At 71.9% G+C, this 19,067-nt stretch carries 21 protein-coding genes; 13 read left to right on the top strand and 8 right to left on the bottom strand.

From position 1 onward, the window contains the following. Positions 1 to 4: 4 nt before the first annotated feature. Positions 5 to 646, bottom strand: a complete 642-nt coding sequence (locus tag ACZ516_RS14985) for an FMN-binding negative transcriptional regulator (RefSeq protein WP_469010412.1) — start codon at positions 644 to 646, stop codon at positions 5 to 7. Beyond that, a complete protein-coding gene (locus ACZ516_RS14980) occupies positions 646 to 1,356 on the bottom strand; it encodes a pyridoxamine 5'-phosphate oxidase family protein (protein WP_361087218.1) in 711 nt (236 codons plus the stop codon). Before ACZ516_RS14980 ends, ACZ516_RS14985 begins: the two co-directional genes overlap by 1 nt. A gap of 107 nt (positions 1,357 to 1,463) precedes the next feature. Here ACZ516_RS14980 and ACZ516_RS14975 point away from each other — a divergent pair, with 107 nt between their 5' ends. Then, the gene (locus ACZ516_RS14975) at positions 1,464 to 2,795 is read left to right on the top strand and encodes an aminotransferase class I/II-fold pyridoxal phosphate-dependent enzyme (RefSeq protein WP_469010411.1); all 1,332 of its coding nucleotides are present in this window, start codon (positions 1,464 to 1,466) and stop codon (positions 2,793 to 2,795) included. Positions 2,796 to 2,817: 22 nt separating this feature from the next. On the opposite strand, the gene ACZ516_RS14970 is transcribed toward ACZ516_RS14975, so the two are convergent. Next, positions 2,818 to 3,867, bottom strand: a complete 1,050-nt coding sequence (locus ACZ516_RS14970) for a DMT family transporter (protein ID WP_469010409.1) — start codon at positions 3,865 to 3,867, stop codon at positions 2,818 to 2,820. Between the two features lie 75 nt (positions 3,868 to 3,942). Between ACZ516_RS14970 and ACZ516_RS14965 the strand changes: the two genes are divergently transcribed. Continuing rightward, on the top strand, positions 3,943 to 4,845 hold the full coding sequence (locus tag ACZ516_RS14965) for a LysR family transcriptional regulator (RefSeq protein ID WP_358580615.1): 903 nt from the start codon (positions 3,943 to 3,945) through the stop codon (positions 4,843 to 4,845). Between the two features lie 212 nt (positions 4,846 to 5,057). Here the strand turns inward: ACZ516_RS14965 and ACZ516_RS14960 are convergent, their stop codons facing one another. After that, positions 5,058 to 5,525 carry a pyridoxamine 5'-phosphate oxidase family protein gene (locus ACZ516_RS14960; RefSeq protein WP_358580617.1) on the bottom strand — a complete coding sequence of 156 codons (468 nt, stop codon included), beginning with the start codon at positions 5,523 to 5,525 and terminating at the stop codon, positions 5,058 to 5,060. Between the two features lie 161 nt (positions 5,526 to 5,686). Here ACZ516_RS14960 and ACZ516_RS14955 point away from each other — a divergent pair, with 161 nt between their 5' ends. After that, positions 5,687 to 6,313, top strand: a complete 627-nt coding sequence (locus ACZ516_RS14955) for a cysteine hydrolase family protein (RefSeq protein ID WP_469010407.1) — start codon at positions 5,687 to 5,689, stop codon at positions 6,311 to 6,313. Between the two features lie 10 nt (positions 6,314 to 6,323). On the opposite strand, the gene ACZ516_RS14950 is transcribed toward ACZ516_RS14955, so the two are convergent. Then, the gene (locus ACZ516_RS14950; protein WP_361087203.1) at positions 6,324 to 6,830 is read right to left on the bottom strand and encodes a winged helix-turn-helix transcriptional regulator; all 507 of its coding nucleotides are present in this window, start codon (positions 6,828 to 6,830) and stop codon (positions 6,324 to 6,326) included. A gap of 56 nt (positions 6,831 to 6,886) precedes the next feature. On the opposite strand from ACZ516_RS14950, the gene ACZ516_RS14945 reads away from it, so the two are divergent. Together ACZ516_RS14945 and ACZ516_RS14940 are read left to right on the top strand one after the other, a co-directional pair. Beyond that, the gene (locus ACZ516_RS14945) at positions 6,887 to 8,467 is read left to right on the top strand and encodes an MFS transporter (RefSeq protein ID WP_469010405.1); all 1,581 of its coding nucleotides are present in this window, start codon (positions 6,887 to 6,889) and stop codon (positions 8,465 to 8,467) included. A gap of 116 nt (positions 8,468 to 8,583) precedes the next feature. Further along, complete coding sequence (locus ACZ516_RS14940) at positions 8,584 to 9,324, top strand: class I SAM-dependent methyltransferase (RefSeq protein WP_361087197.1); 741 nt, start codon at positions 8,584 to 8,586, stop codon at positions 9,322 to 9,324. A gap of 71 nt (positions 9,325 to 9,395) precedes the next feature. Here ACZ516_RS14940 and ACZ516_RS14935 read toward each other — a convergent pair whose 3' ends face one another. Then, positions 9,396 to 9,842, bottom strand: coding sequence for a Rieske (2Fe-2S) protein (locus ACZ516_RS14935; RefSeq protein ID WP_469010403.1), 447 nt, complete (start codon positions 9,840 to 9,842; stop codon positions 9,396 to 9,398). 160 nt (positions 9,843 to 10,002) lie between these two features. On the opposite strand from ACZ516_RS14935, the gene ACZ516_RS14930 reads away from it, so the two are divergent. The 6 genes from ACZ516_RS14930 to ACZ516_RS14905 all read left to right on the top strand — a co-directional run bounded on the left by ACZ516_RS14930 (position 10,003) and on the right by ACZ516_RS14905 (position 15,510). Next, positions 10,003 to 10,794: a HipA family kinase gene (locus tag ACZ516_RS14930; RefSeq protein ID WP_361087191.1), complete on the top strand. Its 792-nt coding sequence runs from the start codon at positions 10,003 to 10,005 to the stop codon at positions 10,792 to 10,794. Continuing rightward, on the top strand, positions 10,791 to 11,174 hold the full coding sequence (locus ACZ516_RS14925) for a DUF3037 domain-containing protein (protein ID WP_358912875.1): 384 nt from the start codon (positions 10,791 to 10,793) through the stop codon (positions 11,172 to 11,174). Before ACZ516_RS14930 ends, ACZ516_RS14925 begins: the two co-directional genes overlap by 4 nt. A gap of 235 nt (positions 11,175 to 11,409) precedes the next feature. Beyond that, entirely contained in the window at positions 11,410 to 12,171 is a 762-nt protein-coding gene (fabG, locus tag ACZ516_RS14920; RefSeq protein WP_358580638.1) for a 3-oxoacyl-ACP reductase FabG, read from the top strand. Positions 12,172 to 12,188: 17 nt separating this feature from the next. Continuing rightward, entirely contained in the window at positions 12,189 to 12,944 is a 756-nt protein-coding gene (locus ACZ516_RS14915; protein ID WP_358580640.1) for an SDR family oxidoreductase, read from the top strand. A 189-nt stretch (positions 12,945 to 13,133) separates the two neighbouring features. After that, positions 13,134 to 14,699: an ABC transporter substrate-binding protein gene (locus ACZ516_RS14910; RefSeq protein WP_469010401.1), complete on the top strand. Its 1,566-nt coding sequence runs from the start codon at positions 13,134 to 13,136 to the stop codon at positions 14,697 to 14,699. A 127-nt stretch (positions 14,700 to 14,826) separates the two neighbouring features. Beyond that, on the top strand, positions 14,827 to 15,510 hold the full coding sequence (locus ACZ516_RS14905; protein WP_358580645.1) for a uracil-DNA glycosylase: 684 nt from the start codon (positions 14,827 to 14,829) through the stop codon (positions 15,508 to 15,510). A gap of 5 nt (positions 15,511 to 15,515) precedes the next feature. Here the strand turns inward: ACZ516_RS14905 and ACZ516_RS14900 are convergent, their stop codons facing one another. Beyond that, positions 15,516 to 15,923 (bottom strand): DUF3224 domain-containing protein, encoded by a 408-nt coding sequence (locus ACZ516_RS14900; RefSeq protein WP_361087183.1) that lies wholly within the window; start codon positions 15,921 to 15,923, stop codon positions 15,516 to 15,518. Positions 15,924 to 16,164: 241 nt separating this feature from the next. On the opposite strand from ACZ516_RS14900, the gene ACZ516_RS14895 reads away from it, so the two are divergent. Both ACZ516_RS14895 and ACZ516_RS14890 read left to right on the top strand, forming a co-directional pair. Next, complete coding sequence (locus ACZ516_RS14895) at positions 16,165 to 17,175, top strand: helix-turn-helix transcriptional regulator (protein WP_361087180.1); 1,011 nt, start codon at positions 16,165 to 16,167, stop codon at positions 17,173 to 17,175. Between the two features lie 98 nt (positions 17,176 to 17,273). Continuing rightward, positions 17,274 to 17,762, top strand: a complete 489-nt coding sequence (locus tag ACZ516_RS14890) for a hypothetical protein (protein WP_469010399.1) — start codon at positions 17,274 to 17,276, stop codon at positions 17,760 to 17,762. A gap of 66 nt (positions 17,763 to 17,828) precedes the next feature. On the opposite strand, the gene ACZ516_RS14885 is transcribed toward ACZ516_RS14890, so the two are convergent. Further along, complete coding sequence (locus tag ACZ516_RS14885; protein ID WP_469010398.1) at positions 17,829 to 18,911, bottom strand: DNA polymerase III subunit beta family protein; 1,083 nt, start codon at positions 18,909 to 18,911, stop codon at positions 17,829 to 17,831. Positions 18,912 to 19,067 lie beyond the last annotated feature (156 nt).

The following is a 19,067-nucleotide window of genomic DNA, read 5'->3' as shown; positions in this document are numbered from 1 at the left end:
GCGTTCAGCCGTCGCGGCGGCGCAGGTGGTGCGCGAGGGCTGCCGCGTCGCCCGGGCCGTTCCGCTCGGCGAGCCCGGCGGCGATGCGCTCCCGCACCTCCTCCGACCGGTGGTTCGCGTACTTGAACTTGGCCCGTACGTCCGTCACCTCCAGGCACAGCGCGCGGATGCCCGAGAGCATGCGGCCGAAGGGGGCCTCGCCCACAGCGGCGCGCGCGGAGCCGCCGTCCGGCTGGAAGTGCCGGACCTGGCGGTTCAGGATGTCCGCCGTCTCCTCGGGGTCATCGACGACGCGGGCCGTGCAGCGCAGTTGGACGGCGGCGTAGAAGCTGGTGGGCACGCCGTGCTCGGCCGGGCCGTCCGGTGCGGCCTGCCAGGGACCCGGCACGAACACGTAGTCGTCGACCACGCTCAGGAGCACCTGCGGGTCGGCCTCCAGGGCGTGCCACAGCGGGTTCGGCCGGGCCAGGTGGGTCAGCACCCTGCCGCGCCCGTCGTGTCCGGCCTCGTAGGCGAAGTGCAGGGGCTGCACGTGCGGCGGCTCGCCGGGCAGGCCGTTGACGGCGAGCTGGCCGAAGTCGTGGGCGGCGAGCCACTCCTGCCACTCTGTGTCGGTGCGGGCGGCGTCCCAGGGGTGGATCAGCATCAGAGGTCGACGAGGTAATCGGGGACGCCGACGCCCGGCGCGAGATCGACGGAGGGGATCGGGCTGCCGTGCCCCCTTTGCAGGGGGAGCACGCCTGCCCAGTGGGGGAGGTCCAGGTCCTCCGGCTCGTCGTGCGGGCCGCCGGTGCGGGCCTTCGCCGAGACCGCGTCCAGGTCGAGGCGGAGCACGGCGGTCGCCGCCAGCTCCTTGGCGTTGGCGGGGCGGGAGTCGGCGGCGCGGCCCGGCACGACGTGGTTCACGAGCGCGTCCAGGGCGGTCCGCTTCTCCTCGGGGTCCGTGACCTGGTGGGCGATGCCGTGGACCACGACGGAACGGTAGTTGATCGAGTGGTGGAAGGCGGAGCGGGCCAGGACCAGGCCGTCGACATGGGTGACGGTCAGACACACCGGGAGGCCCGGGTCCTCCTGGCCCTCCTGGGTCTCGCCCGCCATGCGCAGCGGCCGGGAGCCCGTCGAACCGTGCACGTACAGGCGTTCACCGACGCGTCCGTAGAGCGTCGGCAGCACGACAGGGGAGCCCTCGCGCACGAAGCCGAGGTGGCAGACGTAGGCCTCGTCGAGTATCGCGTGCACCGTCTCACGGTCGTACGAGGCGCGCTCCCGCGAGCGGGTCGGGACCGTGCGGTCGGTCGGTGTGTAGGCGGCGCCGTCCGGCGAGGCGGCGTCGGAGGTGGTCGGCGTCGTCTGCATGGTTCTCCCTGTACTGATCCGTTTACTGACGCGTGTGTGCTGAGCAGCCGTGGGTGCGCCGTCACGTCATATTGCCTTGGCTATTGCACTAGTGCATACTCATCTTTGTGCTAGGAGACTATCGGATCGAAGGCCGGCGCGCAGCGGATATCGCGGCCAGCGTGGAGCGGGCCGTGGGGGACGGCGGTCTGGAGCCGGGGCAACCGCTGCCGCCCATGCGGGAGTTGGCGGCCCGGCTCGGGGTGAATCCCAATACCGTCGCGGCCGCCTATCGCACGCTGCGTGAGCGCGGGGTCATCGAGACGGCGGGGCGGCGCGGCAGCCGCGTACGGCCGAAGCCCGCCACGACCGCGCGCGAGCTGATCCGGGTGGAAGCACCGCCCGGGGTGCGGGATGTGTCCCAGGGGAACCCGGACCGCCGGCTGCTGCCCGCGCTCGCCGGGGCGTTCGCCGCGGCCGCCGCGCAGGGCGACGAGCGGGCGGTCCTCTACGGGGAGGAGGCCGTCGATCCGGAACTCGAACGGCACGCGCGCGTGGCCTTCGACGCGGACGGCGTCCCGGCCGGACCCGTCGCCGTCACCTCCGGCTCGCTCGACGCCATCGAGAGGGTGCTCGCCGCCCACCTCAAGCCCGGCGACGCCGTGGCCGTGGAGGACCCGGGCTGGGGAAGCCTCCTCGACCTGGTCTCGGCCCTCGGGCTGCGGGCGCTCGCGGTCGGGGTGGACGACGAGGGGCCGCTGCCCGCCGACGTGGAACGCGCCCTGTCCGGCGGGGCCCGCGCGGTCATCGTCACGGACCGCGCGCAGAACCCCACCGGCGCCGCCGTGACCGCGGCACGCGCGCGTGCCCTGCGCGAGGTGCTCGCCGCGCACAAGGAGGTGCTGCTCATCGAGGACGACCACGGCCACGGCATCGTCGACCTGCCGCTGCATCCGCTCGCCGGGGCGACCCGCAGCTGGGTGCTGGTGCGTTCGACCGCCAAGGCGTACGGGCCCGATCTGCGGCTCGCCGTGCTCACCGGCGACCCCGTCACCGTCGACCGGGTGCAGGGGCGCCAGCGGCTCGGTCCCGGCTGGGTGAGCCGGCTGCTCCAGCGCGCCGTGGTGCGGCTGTGGGCCGACGGCGCGGTCGACCCCGGCGTGGTGGCGGCGTCCTACGGGCGCCGGCGCGACGCGCTGATCGCCGCGCTCGCCGAGCGGGGGGTGCCGGCGAACGGGCGCAGCGGCATGAACGTATGGGTGCCGGTTCCCGACGAGACCGGGGCGGTGGCCCGCCTGCTGCACGCCGGCTGGGCGGTCGCCCCGGGGGCGCGCTTCCGGCTGAGCGCGCCGCCCGGGGTGCGGATCACCGTCGCGGCGCTCGCCGACGAGGACGTCGAGCGGGTGGCCGACGCGGTGGCCTCGGCGGTCGGGCCCGCGTCGCCACGACGCTACGAGTGACGGGGGTGGCCGCCTCCCCGCATCACGGCCGGGGTGAGCGTGCCCCGGCGTCCCGGGCGCCCCTCGCCGCGCGCGGCCGGGACTGGGTGAGCGCCGCGCCCGCCAGTACGATCACCGCGCCGACCGGCGTCGACCAGCTGAGCGACTCGCCGAGCACGGCGACGCCCGCGGCGGTCGCGATGACGGGCACGAAGTAGGTGACCATCTGCGCGGTGGTCGGGCCGACGTCGTCCACCAGCGAGTACTGGAGCAGGAAGGCGAGCCCGGTGCCGAGCGCGCCCAGTGCCATGACCGCCAGCATCGGCGCCACCGGGAAGCTGGTCGGCACGGAAGTGAACAGCGGGGTCACCACGGCCAGTTCGGCCGTCGCGAGCAGCATCTGGGCCCCGGTCAGGGAGAAGTTCGAGTGGCCCGAGCCGGCCAGGGTGCGGCGGACGTAGATCCAGCCGATCGGATAGCTCAGCGAGGCGAGCAGCGCCATCGCCGTGCCCGCGAGGTCGACACCGCTGAAGCCCTGCCAGACGCCCAGCACCGTCAGCACGCCGAAGAAGCCGAGCCCGAGACCCGCGACGCGACGCCGCGTCGGGCGGTCCTCGGAGAGCGCGACGAGCGAGAGGGCCATGCCCCACAGCGGCGACGTGGCGTTGCAGATCCCGGCGAGCGTGGAGGGGATCGTCAGCTCCGCGTACGCGAACAGGGAGAACGGCAGCGCGTTGAGCAGCAGGGCGGCCACCGCCAGATGCAGCCAGGTCCGCGTCCCGCGCGGCAGCCGCTGCCGCTTGACCACGAGTACCGCCGCGACCACCAGCGTGCCGAACACGAGCCTCCCCAGGGTGACCTGGAAAGGCGCGTACGCCTCCGTGCCCACCTTGATCAGCAGGAAGCTGAAGCCCCAGATCAGCGAGAGGAGCCCGAAGCGGATCCGCCAGTCGAGAGCGGGCGGCACGGGCGGCTTCGCGGTGGGGGCGCCGACCGGACCCGAGCGCTTGACGGCGGGTGCGTCGACGGATCCCGGGTGCTGCTGCCCCGGCCCGGCGGAGGGGGCGATCGAAGGGGTGGGGGGTGTGCTCATGCGGACCACGATGCGCCTCGATGATCTCTTAGCACAAGCGATATTTCATGCGGAGTATCGCGTAGCATCGCTTACATGTTGAACCTGGAGCGCCTGCGTACGCTCGACGCCCTCGCCCGGCACGGCTCCGTGAGCGGCGCCGCCGCGGGCCTGCACGTCACCACGTCCGCGGTGTCCCAGCAGATGACGAAGCTGGAGCGGGAGGTGGGCCAGCAGCTCCTCGCCAAGAACGGTCGGGGCGTGCGCCTGACCGACGCGGGGCGCCTGCTCGCCGAGCACGCGGCGCGCATCCTCTCCCAGGTCGCCCTGGCCCAGGCCGACCTGGAGGAGCAGCGCGGCAAGGCGGTCGGTGAGCTGCGGATCTCCGCGTTCCCCACGGCCATGCGTGGTCTGCTGCCCGCCGCGCTCTCGGCGCTGCGGGCCGATCACCCCGGGCTGCGGATCGGCTGCCGCGAGCTGGAGCCGGTGCCCGCCGTGTCGGCCGTGGTGCGCGGCGACATCGACATGGCGGTGGTCCTGGACTGGTACAACAAGCCGCTGCCGATCCCGGACGGCCTGGTCAAGACGCCCCTCCTCGACGACCCCGCCGACATCGCGATGCCGGCCGCGCATCCGCTCGCGGACCGCTCGGAGGTCGACCTGGAGGAGTTCGCGGACGACGAGTGGATCACCTGGGCGGAGGGCGAGTTCTGCGACGAGTGGCTGCTGTTCACGCTGCGCGGCAAGGGCGTCGAGCCACGGATCGCCCACCGCGCCGTCGAGCACCACACCCAGCTCGCGCTGGTCGCGGCGGGCCTCGGCGTCTGCGTGGCCCCCCGGCTGGGCCGCGACCCGATGCCGACCGGCGTGCGCGCGGTCCCGGTGCGGCACCGGGTGCGGCGTCACGTGTACGTGGTCTGGCGGGCGGACGCGGACCGGCGCCCGTCCATCAGAGCGGCGGCGGAGGCTCTACGGGCAGCGGGCGCGGGGCTGCGGTAGGCGGCCGTGGGGGAGTGGGGGCGGGGCCACTGCGGGGTGCGGGGGCGCGTGGACGCGGGGCGCAGGGGCGCCGGGAGCGGGATCTCGTGCGGGCCCGTCCGGGCGGGGCCTGCGGTGGGGGCCTGTACGGGGACTGGGCGAGGCTTGGGCAGGCGTTCGAGCAGGCCCGGACGCGCCAACCTAGGGCAGGCGTCGCGCAACCCCCCGCGCGCCTACAAAGAGGCCAGTTTCCGGAAGTCCCAGGACGTGATCGCGTCCGGCGTCAGCCGGATCCAGGCGTGGCGGCCGTCGTGCGGCATCTCGTCCACGCCGAACAGCTTGCGGGCGAACAACCGCTCGGGGGCGTCGAGTTCCGGGCACGGCTCGCCCGTACGCGGCGCTTCCCCGACGAACTCCACGGTTCCCGACAGCTCGACGCCGCGCAGCTCGCCGTACTCCTCACCCGTGTCGACCACCACGGCCACCCGCCGATCCCGGCGCAGATCGGCCCAACGCCTGCTGCGCGTGATCGAGTACAGCCACAGCGACGTGCCGTCCCAGGCGAACCAGAGCGCGCTGACATGCGGGGCGCCCTCGGCGGAGACCGTCGCCACCCGGCAAGTGCGCTCCGAGGAGAGGAACGCGTCGATCTCCTCCGCCGTCATCATGATCCTGCGCCCCCGGCGCTGTACGGCGGCCATGCGTCCTCCCGACTGGCGTGTACCGCCCACCGACTGACCGAGCGTCAGGCAAGGATGGCGGCTCTTCCTTCGTGACGCAATGGCCGTTAGCCTCGCGCGCACTTCGGAGCCGACCGCCCGCCGGGCGCCGGACACCCCGTACGGACGCGACAGGGGGAACCATGCCGTCGTACGAGCAGCTCAAGGAGATCCTCGACCCCGCCACCACGGCGCTGCTCACCGTCGAGTGCCAGCGGGGCGTCGTCGGCCCGGAGAGCGCGCTGCCCGAACTCGCCGAGCAGGCGCGCTCGTCCGGCGCCCTCGACAACGTGGCGCGCCTCGTGGCGGGCGCCCACCGCAGGGGCGTACAGGTCCTGCACGCGGTCGCCGAACGACGGCCCGACGGACGCGGGGCCGGCCGCAACGCCCGGCTCTTCCGCGCCGCCGAACGGCTCCCGGTGCGCCAGCTCCAAGGCACGTCGGCGATACGCGTGGCACCGCCGATCGAGGTCGCCGACGAGGACCTCGTCGTACGCCGACTGCACGGCCTCTCGCCCCTCGCGGGCACCGACGTGGACGCGTTGCTGCGCAACCTCGGCCGCCGCACCCTCCTGGTCACCGGGGTCTCGGCCAACGTCGCGATACCGAACGCCGTGTTCGACGCCGTGAACCTCGGCTACACCGCCGTCGTCCCCGCCGACGCCATCGCGGGAGTGCCCGCCGACTACGTCCCCGCGATGGTCCGCAACACCCTCGCCCTGGTCGCCACCATCACCACCACGCGGGAGATCCTCGACGTCTGGAAGTGACGGCGGCGGCTCAAGAACGGCCCGGCCTGAGCCGCACCTCGGTCTCCTCGATGCCCACGTCATGGCCCGCCGCGCACCGCACGGCCGGGAGGAGCGTCTCACCGCATCCGGCGTGCGCGAGTTCGACCCCGCTCCGCCCGCCGTCCGCGCTTCCCCAGTTCATCAACGCGACGAACAGCGGGAACAGGGAGCGGCCCCGCTCGGTCAGCACGTACTCGTGCCGCGTGCGCGCGCCCGGCTCCCGGTAGGGGCGCCGTTCCATCAGGCCGTCGGCCACCAGCTGCCGCAGGCGCTTGGCGGCCGCCGTCTCCGCGAGCCCGGTGCGCCGGACCAGGTCGTCGAAGCGGCGCCCGCCGTAGAACGCCTCCCTGACCAGCATCATCGCCGAGCGTGTGCCGACCACTTCCAGGGCCCGTTCCATGGCGCACCAGCCGGCCGCCGTGAAGGCGTCGCGGTCGGCGAACTCGCCGGTGCGCGTGAACACCATGTCTTCGTCGTGCAGGTCAGCGCGTTCCATGAACACATTCTAACCTGGCTAGCTTTTTAAGAAGTCAGGCTGCTACTTTCCTGGCTATGCAAAACAGCAGCCAGCTATCCGGTGCGAGCACCGCGCTCCCTCCCGCCGCCCCCACCGCCGCGACACCCGCCCACCCCTGGCGTGGCGTCTTCACCGTCTGCCTCGGCGTGATGATGGCGTTCGTCAACGTCTCCTCCACCATCGGCGCACTCGGCGCCATCCAGCAGGACCTCCACCCGACCGCGAGCACGCTGGTCTGGGTGACCAGCGCCTACTCCCTGGTCGTCGCCTCCCTGGTGATGTTCGCCGGCACCCTGGCCGACCTGGTCGGACGCCGCGCGGTCTTCCTCGGCGGAGCGGTGGTGCTCACCGCGGGCAGCCTGCTGGCGTACGCCGCCGACAGCGCGGCACTGCTGATCACCGCGCAGGCGATCATGGGCATCGGCGGCGCGGCGGTCCTCCCCGCCAGCCTGTCGATCGTCAGCCACTCCTTCACCGACGCGCAGCAGCGGACCAAGGCGATCGGCGCCTGGGCCAGCTGCTCCGGCCTCGGCCTCGCGGTGGGCCCGCTCGGCGCCGGACTGCTGCTCGACGGCTTCACCTGGCACGCCGTGTACCTGATCGACGTCGTGATCGGCGCGCTCACGGTGCTCCTGACCCCGTTCATGGTCACCGAGACGAAGCACCCGACCCGGCGCCTGGACCTCGCCGGCGTGCTGACGGGCACCGTCATGATCGCGTCCGCGACCTACGCCATCATCGAGGGCGGCTCCTCCGGCTACGCTTCCGGCCGCATCCTCACCATGTACGGCGTCTTCGCCGTCTCCCTCGTCCTCTTCGTCGTCGTCGAGACACGCCACCACGACCCGATGCTGGACCTGCGTCTGTTCCGCAACGCCCCCTACACGGCGGTGATGGGCGTGGCGGCGGCCTCGATGTTCGGCTTCGTCGGCACGTCCCTGCTCGCCGTCCTGTACATGGAGCGGGTCCAGCAACTCTCCGCGCTCGCCACGGGCGTCCGGCTGCTGGCCATGTTCGCCACCTACATCGTCGTGAGCGCGCTCGCCGTCCGCCTCGTGCGGAAGACGGGCGTCACCGTCATGCTGACCGCGGGCCTCGTCATGCTGGGCGGCGGCGCGCTGGCCCTGCTGGCCGTCGGGCCCTTCACCGGCTACCACGCACTGTGGCCCGGCCTGCTGCTCGCAGGCGTCGGCTCGGCACTGCTGACCGCCCCCTCGACGGCGGCGGCCGTCAACAGCGTGCCGCGAACGCAGGCCGGCATGGCCAGCGCGACCGTCAACATGTTCCGCCAGATCGGCTCCGTACTGGGCCCCAGCGTCCTCGGGACCATCGTCACCACCAGATTCCCCGGCTACCTGGAAGACCGGCTGATCACCTCGGGCGTCCCGGCCCAGGACGCCGCCCGGATAGCCGACGGCGCCGTCCACGGCGGCAGCGCCACCTCGCTGCCGCCCCCACTGGCCCACACCGTCAGCGACGCCGTGGCGCGCGCCTTCACCGACGCCGTCCACCTGGGACTACTGGTCGGCGGCAGCGTCCTTCTCGTCCTCGCGATCCCCACAGCGATCTTCGTCCGGCACCGCAACACGCCCGCCCCGGCGCCGTCGGCACCCTGATCCCCGGCTCGCACACCTCCCCTCGTCTCGTGGCGACCCAGGGCCGGACCGGGGCGAGGGCGGGCCGGTGCTTAAATCGGTTGACCGCCGTCGGCGCGCGGTGCTGGAGTCGGCGCGTGGACAGCATCCCCGCCAACCGGCGGCTGTGGAACCGGATCAGCGGCGCCTACCAGCACCAGCACGACCCGCGCATCGGCGCCGCACCCCGGCTCTGGGGCATGTACTCCATTCCTGACGCCCACCTGCGCGCCCTCGGCGACGTGGCCGGCAAGCGCGTCCTGGAACTCGGCTGTGGCGCCGGCCAGTGGTCCAGGGCGCTCGCCGCCGAGGGCGCCGACGTGGTCGGGCTCGACCTGTCCGACGCCCAACTCGCGGCGGCCGCCCGCGCGATGGGAGCGGCCCGCTATCCGCTGGTGCAAGGCGCCGCCGAACAACTCCCGTTCGCCGACGGCAGCTTCGACCTGGTGTTCTGCGACTTCGGTGGGCTCAGCTGGGCGCCCCCGCGCCTGGCCGTCCCGCAGGCGGCACGCGTGCTCGGCCCAGGCGGGCGGCTGGTGTTCAACGTCGCCAGCCCATGGTTCGAGGCCTGCTACGACGAGGCCGCCGGCCGCGTGACCACGACGCTGCGACAGGACTACTTCGGGCTGGACACCATCGCCGAAGGCGACGGCGCGACCAGCTTCCAGCTCACCTACGGCGACTGGGTCAAGGTCCTGCGCGGCGCGGGTCTCGTCATCGACGACCTCATCGAGCCGCGGCCCGAACGCGGAACGCCCAACGGCTACAACGAGACCGATCCACCGGACTGGGCACACCGCTGGCCGGCCGAACTGCTCTGGGTGACCCACAAGCCGTAGGGTCCGCCGCGCCGGGACAAGAAGCGGGACTAGACAGGAACAAGACGGCATCACCACGCCCGGCAACGGGCCTACGCCAGCTTGATCGTGTCGCCGTCCACGGAGATCTCGGCCACGGGCAGCGGGCTCGGCGCCGGGTTCTGCTTGACGCTGCCGTCGGCGATGTCGAACTTGCTGCCGTGGCAGGGGCAGTTGATGGTGCCGCCCTCGACGCTCGACACCGGGCACTTCTTGTGGGTGCACAGGTGCGAGAAGGCCTTGAACCGCCCCTTGGTGGGCTGGGTGACCACCACCCCCTCGTCCTTGAAGATCTTGCCGCCGCCCACGGGGATCTCCGACGTCTTGGCGAGCACGGTCCCGGCGCCGCCGCCTTTCGGCGCCTGGGCGCCCGCCGGTTCGGAGGAGTCCTTCTCCTCGTCGCCGCACGCGGTGAGGGCGGCGGCCAACCCCGCCGCGCCGATCGTGGCCATGACGGTGCGGCGGCCGGGCCCGGGGACGGTTTCTTCGGAAGTCGTCATGCCCAGGGGTACGGATCCACCGGGCGCCGCGTTCACGCGCCCGGGCAATCTCTCGCGAAGTCCGACTCCCGCCGCGGCGGTGTGCGGGAAGTCCAGGGCGGGCGCTGCGGGCAGCGGGGCAGGTGATCGAACAGGCCCTTCGCAGACGTAACCTGGGGCCATGCTCACCGAAGTCACCGCGGTCCGCTACGTCACGCCCCTGCGGGAGGGCGGATCGCTGCCCGGCGTCGTCGAGACCGCCGACGCCGACGGCGCGTACGCGACGTACGTCATGAAGTTCACCGGCGCCGGGCAGGGCCGCAAGACGCTCGTCGCCGAGGTGATCTGCGGAGAGCTGGCGCGCCGCTTGGGGCTGCGGGTGCCCCGGCTGGCGCAGATCCTGCTGGACCCGGTGATCGGCCTCGGCGAGCCCGACCAGCAGGTGCAGGAACTCCTCAAGTCCAGCGGCGGGCTCAACCTCGGCATGGACTTCCTGTCGGGCGCGCTCGGCTTCGACCCGCTCGCCCACGCCGTCGACCCCGGCGAGGCGGGACGCGTCCTGTGGTTCGACGCCCTGATCAACAACGTCGACCGGTCCTGGCGCAACCCGAACCTGCTGGTCAGGCGGGGTGACCTGTGGCTCATCGACCACGGCGCCAGCATGATCTGGCACCACAACTGGCGCACGGCCCACAGCGCCGCCGCCAAGCCGTACGACGCCTCGGACCACGTCCTCGCCCCCTTCGGGCCCGACGTGGCCTCGGCCGCCGCCGAACTCGCCCCGCTCGTCACCGAGGAACTGCTCACCGAGGTCGCCGCGCAGGTGCCCGACGTATGGCTGGTCGACGAGCCCGGCTTCAAGGGCCCCGACGACGTGCGCCGCGCCTACGTGGCGGCCCTGCTGCCGCGCGCCGAGACCATCCACCAGCGCATCGCCCTCGGCGAGCCGCGGCCGAAGGGGGCCACCAAGTGAGGGACCGGGACGTCTTCGAGTACGCGCTGGTGCGTGTCGTACCCCGGGTGGAGCGCGGCGAGCAGTTCAACGCGGGCGTGGTGCTCTACTGCCGCGCCAAGTCCTTCGTCGCCGCCCGCACGCACCTCGACGCGAACAAGCTGCTGGCGCTCGACCCGGCGGCCGACGTCGGCGGCGTCAAGGCGGCGCTCGCCGCCGTCGAGCGGATCTGCGAGGGCGGCGAAGCGGCCGGCCAGGCCGAGCGCGACGACGCGGGGCGGCGCTTTCGCTGGCTCATCGCGCCGCGCTCCACGGTGGTCCAGCCGGGGCCCGTGCACACCGGTCTGACGGCCGACCCCGCGGCCGAGGTGGACCGCCTCCTCGACCTCCTGGTGAGGTAACGCGTCACAGCTCGCCCGGTGCCGTTGACACCCGGTGCCAGGGCTTCTAGCGTCACGTCCAGCTGAAGGTACTAAGCGGTCGCTCACTATCGGGCGTACCGTGGAGTGGATCACGTGGAGCGGCGTTCCGCGGGGCAGTGTTCCGTAGGGCCGCGCTCCATGGAGCCGCACTCCGGAGCGCGTTCCGCAGAGCCGCATCCCGTAGAGCCGCATCCCAAGGGCGAGGAGAACCAGCATGTCCACCACAGAGCAGCGCGTCGCGATCGTGACGGGCGGAGCGCGAGGCATCGGGGCGGCGACGGCCGTACGGCTGGCGGCCGAAGGCCGCGCCGTCGCCGTCATCGACCTTGACGAGGCCGCCTGCGAGGACACCGTCGAGCGGATCACCGCGGCCGGCGGCAAGGCGCTCGCGGTCGGCTGCGACGTGTCCGACGAGGCCCAGGTCGAGGCCGCCGTCGCCCGCATCGCCGCGGAGCTCGGCGCGCCGACGATCCTCGTCAACAACGCCGGTGTGCTGCGCGACAACCTCCTGTTCAAGATGAGCGCGGGCGACTGGGACACGGTCATGAACGTGCACCTGCGCGGCGCGTTCCTGATGTCCCGCGCCGTCCAGAAGCACATGGTGGACGCGGGATTCGGCCGGATCGTGAACCTCTCCTCGTCCTCCGCGCTCGGCAACCGCGGCCAGGTCAACTACGCCGCCGCCAAGGCCGGGCTCCAGGGCTTCACCAAGACCCTCGCCAAGGAACTCGGCAAGTTCGGCGTCACCGCCAACTCCGTCGCCCCCGGCTTCATCGTCACCGAGATGACCAAGACCACGGCCGACCGCGTCGGCATGGACTTCGAGGAGTTCCAGGCGGCGGCCGCCACCCAGATCCCGGTGCAGCGCGTCGGGCGCCCCGAGGACATCGCCAACGCCATCGCCTTCTTCACGGGCGACGCCGCGGGCTTCGTCTCCGGGCAGGTCATGTACGTCGCCGGCGGACCGCTCAACTGACCGGGAGGGCTCAGATCATGACTGGACAGGACAGCGGGAAGGCCGCGCTCATCACGGGCGCGAGCCGCGGCATCGGCTACGGCATCGCCGAGGCCCTGGTCGCCCGGGGCGACCGCGTCTGCATCACGGGACGCAACGAGGACGCGCTCAAGGAGGCCGTCGAGAAGCTCGGCTCCGACCGGGTCATCGGCGTCGCGGGCAAGGCCCACGACGAGGCGCACCAGGCGGCCGCGGTCGAGCGCATGATGGAGGCCTTCGGCCGCGTCGACTTCCTGATCAACAACGCCGGCACGAACCCCGTGTTCGGACCGCTCGCCGAGCTCGATCTGAACGTGGCCCGCAAGGTCTACGAGACCAACGTCATCTCGGCCCTGGGCTTCGCCCAGCAGACCTGGAAGGCCTGGCAGAGCGAGCACGGCGGCGCCATCGTGAACATCGCCTCCGTCGCCGGCGTCTCCGCCTCGCCCTTCATCGGGGCGTACGGGATGAGCAAGGCGGCCATGGTCAACCTCAGCCTGCAGCTCGCGCACGAATTCGCGCCGAAGGTGCGCGTGAACTCCATCGCGCCGGCGGTCGTCAAGACCAAGTTCGCCCAGGCGCTCTACGAGGGCCGCGAGGCGGAGGCGGCCGCCGCCTATCCGCTCGGCAGGCTCGGTGTGCCCGAGGACATCGGGGGCGCCGCCGCCTTCCTGACCTCCGGCCAGTCCGACTGGATCACCGGCCAGACACTCGTGGTCGATGGCGGCATCTTCCTCAATGCGGGCGTCGGCTGACGAAGGCCCCACACCTTCGGGTACGCCGCGAAAGTGACGTACGCACGCATCAAGTGCCCTGTCGGCGCCAGCAGTTGGCCCGGCGGGGCACTGCGATATTGTCTGCCGACCCCATGGCATGGCCGATCGAGGAGCGTGCGCGTGTTCAGTGAAGTTCCCCTTGCGAAGCGTATGAGGGGTCTGCGTCCCATGGCGGCGCTCACGTCCGTCTCGCTGCTCGCGGGATGCGGGGTACTGTCCTCCGACGGCCCGGACGGGGAGCAGCGGATCACCGTGGGCACCATGAGCGCGCCCACCACCCTGGACCCGGCCAAGGCCTGGGACAGCTCCTGGGAGCTGTACCGGAACGTCTTCCAGACGCTGCTCAGCTTCCCGTCGGGGGCCACCGAGCCCGAGCCGGACGCCGCGGAGTCCTGCGAGTTCGCCGACGCCTCCAACACCGTCTTCACCTGCGACCTGCGCGAGGGCCTGAAGTTCTCCGACGGGGACGAACTGGACGCGGCCGCCGTCAAGTACTCCTTCGACCGCATGCGCAAGATCGAGGCGAAGGGCGTGGTCAAGGGCGGTCCCACGGGGCTGCTCGGCTCGCTCGACCGGGTCGAGACCAAGGGCGAGCGGACCGTGATCTTCCGCCTCAAGAAGGCGGACGCGACGTTCCCGTTCGTGCTGTCGACGCCCGCCATGTCGATCGTCGACCCGAACGAGTATCCGGCGGACAAGCTCCGCACGGGCAACGAGATCACCGGGTCCGGACCGTACGCGCTTGAGGCCTACGCACCGAACGAGAAGGCCGAACTGGTCAAGAACAGCCACTACAAGGGTGCGGCCGACATCAAGAACGACGCCGTCACCATCCGCTATTTCAAGAAGTCCTCGGACATGGTCGAGGCCCTCAAGGACAAGCAGATCGACGTCACCTTCCGAGGCCTGGCCTCCGAGGACATCGTCGCCATGCAGAACAAGGGCCGGCGCGAACAGGAGATCGAACTCGTCGAGGGCGCGGGCACCGAGATCCGCTACCTGGTGTTCAACACCAAGGACCCCTGGGTGCGGAAGCTGCCCGTCCGGCGCGCCTTCGCGCAGGTGCTGGACCGGGGCGCCATCGCCCACAAGATCTACAAGGACACCGTCGAGCCGCTCTACTCCATGGTGCCGCGAGGCCTCACGGGTCACGCCACCGGGTTCTTCGACGACTACGGGGACCCCAGTGTCGCCAAGGCCAAGAAGATCCTCACCGACGCCGGCATCAACGAGCCCGTCCCGCTCACCCTCTGGTTCACCACCGACCGCTACGGATCGGTGACCGAGCGGGAATTCGCCGAGATCAAGCGGCAGCTGGAGGCCTCGGGGCTCTTCAAGGTCACGCTCAAGAGCCGCCCGTGGACACAGTTCCAGGAGGGCTACGGCAACGGCGAGTACCCCGTCTTCGGACGCGGCTGGTTCCCCGACTTCCCGGACGCCGACAACTTCATCGCGCCGTTCGTCGGCCCGAAGAACGCGCTCAGCACGCCGTACGTGTCCAAGGAGATCACCGAGCAGCTGCTGCCGCGCGAGCGCAGGGAGACCGACCGGGGCGCGGTCATCGACGAGTTCGAACGGGCACAGGAGATCCTCGTCGACGACGTCAGACTGCTGCCGCTGTGGCAGGGCAAGCAGTACATCATGTCCAGCGAGGAGATCGCGGGCGGCGAGCGGGCGCTGGACCCCTCGGCGATCATGATGATGTGGGAGCTGCAGCGCAAGACCAGCTGGTAGGGGGGCCGGTCCCCTCGTCGGCTCCCGGCCCGGGGCCCCTTGGGGCGGGGCCGGGGGCCGCGTCGAATGTCAGTGGTCGCCGGTAGGTTCTCTCGTGAGAAGTGACCGCACACCGGAGGTTGTTGACGTGACCGACATCGCCATGCTGCCCGCGTCCTGGCGCGGAGTCCTCGGCGAGGAGCTGCAGAAGCCCTACTTCAAGGAACTCACCGAGTTCGTCGAGGAGGAGCGGGCGAAGGGCCCCGTCTACCCGCCGCGCGAGGAGGTCTTCGCCGCCCTCGACGCGACGCCGTACGACCAGGTGAAGGTCCTGATCCTCGGCCAGGACCCCTACCACGGGGCGGGCCAGGGCCATGGCCTGTGCTTCTCCGTGCGCCCCGGCGTGAAGACCCCGCCCTCCCTGCGGAACATCTACAAGGAGATGAAGGAAGAGCTGGGCCACCCGGTCCCGGACAACGGCTATCTGATGCCGTGGGCCCGCCAGGGCGTCCTGCTCCTGAACGCGGTGCTCACGGTCCGCGCCGGTGAGGCCAACTCCCACAAGGGCAAGGGCTGGGAGAAGTTCACGGACGCGGTGATCCGTGCGGTGGCCGACCGCCCCGACCCCGCCGTCTTCGTGCTGTGGGGGAACTACGCCCAGAAGAAGCTGCCGCTGATCGACGAGGAGCGGCATGTCGTCGTCAAGGGCGCGCACCCCTCGCCGCTGTCCGCCAAGAAGTTCTTCGGCTCCCGCCCCTTCACGCAGATCAACGACGCGGTGGCGGCGCAGGGGCACGAGCCGATCGACTGGCGGATCCCGGACATCGGCTGAGCCACTCAGCCGCCGATCGAGTGGTCGAAGGTGTACGCGGCGGACTTCTCGCCGTGCCGCGCGGTGAACGCGCCGGACCCGGTGAGCCCGGCCAGCTCGCCGGTGCCCGAACCGGGCAGTACGGTGAACACGCACTCTATGCCGTCGGCGACGAACGAACCGCGCTGCTCGATCACGAACGACCCCTTGTGGCCCCGGACCGCGCCCTCGATGAACTCGTAGCCGACGTACCCGCCCGTCGTCCCAGTCGTGTACGCGATGGTGTACTCGCACGAGGTGCCCGCCGCCTCGATCCCGCCGGCGTAGTCGTTGGTGACAGCGGCGTGCGCGATGCGGGGGCCGCCGTCCGCACCGGCGACGGGCTGCTCGTCCCAGCCGGTGAAGGTGCAGGTGCCGGTGGTCTTCGTGCTCATGGGTGTCCTCCTGGAGTGCGGTGACCGGCGGCGCGGTGCCGGCTTCTCGCCGGATCGGCCGGGTACGTCGCGCTGAGCAGGCCGTACCTGTGCCGCCTGTGAGTGTGGCTTTCCGCCGATGAGGAGGACTGTGCCGTACGTACCTGACACCTTCTGTCAGGTACGGAATGCGGGGCCGCAAACTCTTGAGACCGGGGTCGGGGCCTGTCGGGCGTGGGTCGCGGGGGCACACTTGGTGCCCATGCGCGCCGACCGCCTCCTCGCCCTCCTCCTGCTGCTCCAGAACCGCGGGCGCATGACCGCGCCCGAACTCGCCGAGGAACTGGAGGTCTCGGTCAGGACCGTCTACCGGGACGCGGAGGCACTGGCCGCCTCCGGGGTGCCCGTCTACGCGGAGCGGGGCCCGGCCGGCGGCTTCCGGCTCCTGGACGGCTACCGCACCCGGCTGACGGGGCTCACCGACGACGAGGCGGACTCCCTCGCCCTCGCCGGCATGCCGGGGGCCGCGGCCGACCTCGGGCTCGGCGCGGAACTGGTCACCGCGCAGCTCAAGTTGGGCGCCGCGCTGCCCAAGGGGCTCGGGGAACGCTCGCGGCGCATCCAGGAGCGCTTCCATCTCGACGCGACCGCGTGGTTCCGTACGGCAGACCCGGCGCCCGCGCAGCTCGCCGTCGTCGCCGAAGCGGTGTGGCGCCGGCGGGTGCTGCGGGCCCACTACCGGCGCTGGGGCGGCGAAGTCCACCGGGAGCTGCATCCCTTGGGGCTGGTTCTCAAGTCGGGTAACTGGTATCTGGTGGCGGCCGTCGAAGGCGCAGGGACCCCGGAGGATCATGCCGCCACCGAGGCTTGCGGTGGCAGCGTACGTACGTACCGGGTGTCGCGGTTCTTGACGGCGACGGTGATGGAAGAGACCAGTGCCCGCCCCGCCGGGTTCGACCTGGCGGCGTACTGGGCGACGGCGGCGAGCGGCCTGGAGGCCCGGGTGCTGTGGGGAACGGCGCGGCTGAGGGTGTCCAGGACCGGGCTCCGGTTGCTGCCCGCGATGTTCGGGGCGGCGGGGGAGCGGGCCGTGCGGGCGGCGGGCGCGCCCGACGCCGACGGCTGGGTCGAAGTGGGGCTCGAAGTGGAGAAGCCGCCGGTGGCGGCGGGCGACGTGCTGCGGCTCGGCCTGGAGGCGGAGGTGCTCGGGCCGCCCGAGCTGCGGGCCGAGGTGGCCAGGCGCGTCACCGGGCTGGCCCAGCGCTACGCGTGAGCACCCCCGCCGGCGAACGTGCCTGACCGCGATTGCCGGTGGCTGCGGTTAGCGTCGTGAGGGATGGGGGCGATGGCCGTACGACCATGGAGGACCCGGTGGCGGAGCAGCAAAAGCAGACGGCGGAGGACGCCATGATGACGCGGATCGGACAAGCGGTCATGCTGCACCACGGCGGTGATCGCGAGGAGGCCCAGGACCGCTTCCTCGGTCTCTGGGGGGAGATCGGCGAGGACGGCGACGCGCTGCACCGGTGCACGCTCGCGCACTACATGGCGGACACGCAGGAAGACCCCTCGGTCGAACTGGCGTGGGACCTGCGGGCGTTGTCCGCGGCGGACGAGCTGACGGACGAGCGCCTGACCGCGCACCACCAGTCGCTCGCGGTGCGCGGCTTCTACCCCTCCCTGCACCTCAACCTCGCCGCGGACTACCTGAAGCTGGGCCGCCCCGAAGCGGCCCGCAGCCATCTGCGCCGGGCCCGCGGCGCGGTGGACGCCCTGGAGGACGACGGCTACGGGAACGGCATCAGGGCGGCCATCGCGAGGCTGGGGGCAGAGGTGGGGGAGGGGAGCGAGGTGGAGTGAGGCGCTGCGGCGGCTTCGAGATCCCGCTGTCACGGCTTCGCTCCCCGGTGGCCACTGCCCGAGGGGTCAGTTCTCCAGGCGGACAGGCATCAGTAGCGAATAGGCGTCCTCGGTGTCGGTCCGGCGGATCGCCAGGGGCGCTGTGGGGGCGCCGACCTCCAGAATCAGCTGGTCCCGGGCCCCGGCGGCGAGGGCCTGCAGGAGGAACTCGCGGTTGACGGCGATGTGGTCCTGGTCGTCGTCACCGTCCTCGCAGACGGTCACCACGCCGTCGGCCGTCACCTTGAGCACGCTGAGATCGCCGGGCACGCCGTCCTGCTCGCGCACCTCGCTCGCCCGGACGGGGCCGGTCTCCACCATCTCCCGCAGAGCCGGGACATCGACAAGGGCACGGCGCCCTGCCGGCACGCGGACGAGGCGACGGTAATCAGGGAAGTCGTGATCGAGGCACTGGCCGACCGCCTGACGGTCCCCCGTCTCCAAGGCCACGCGGTCACCCTCGACAGTGAGCTGAACGGACGCGTCGTCACTCAGCAGCGCCCGCATCGCGTCGGCGAGCGGGGACGGCACGATGGCCTGCACCCGGGGCCCGTCATGCCCGGTGGCGGCGGCCTGTGCGACAGCCATCCGGTACCGGTCGGTGGCCACGACACGGAGCTGGTCGCCCTCGATGTCGAACAGGACACCGTCGAGCATCGGCAGCTCCGGGTCGGCGCCGGCGGCGAAGCGGACCGCGTCCAGCGCGGCGGCCAGCTCGGGTGCGGAGACGGTCGACCGGACGGTCGTGGTGCGGAGCGAAGTCATGGGGTTCTCCCTGCATGCGAGTAGTGCGCGGATCGTGGAGAACTCGTCGCGGGCATCGGACAGCCCGCGTTCGAGACGGCGCAGATGGGCCTGGAGCAGCTTGTGCACCAGGTCGGCGTCCGCCCCGGACCATCCGGCCAGTACCAGCCGAATGTCCGCCAACGGCATGCCGGCCCGGCGCAGCCGGGCCAGCAACCGGGACTCCGCAAGCTGCTCGGGGCCGTACCAGCGGTAGCCGCTCACCGGATCCACCCAGGCCGGGACCAGCACGCCGGCACCGTCGTAGAACCGCAGAGCGCTCACGCTCAGTCCACTGTCCCGGGCCATCTCACCAATACTGCGCATCTCGCTCTCCACACCCAGGACTCTGGGCCCTCCACCAAGTCGAGGGTCAACAGCCGGCCGACTCGAACCACTGCACAGCATGCGGGTACAGCGGCGGGACGGGCTCCCCTCAGGGCCTGGACGCGGTCGGTGCAAGGTGCGGTGGGCGTGCGATCA

The organism is Streptomyces sp. NPDC034037, assembly GCF_055575715.1.
Note: the sequence above shows the minus strand (reverse complement) of the source record. Positions and strands in the feature narration are given on the sequence as shown.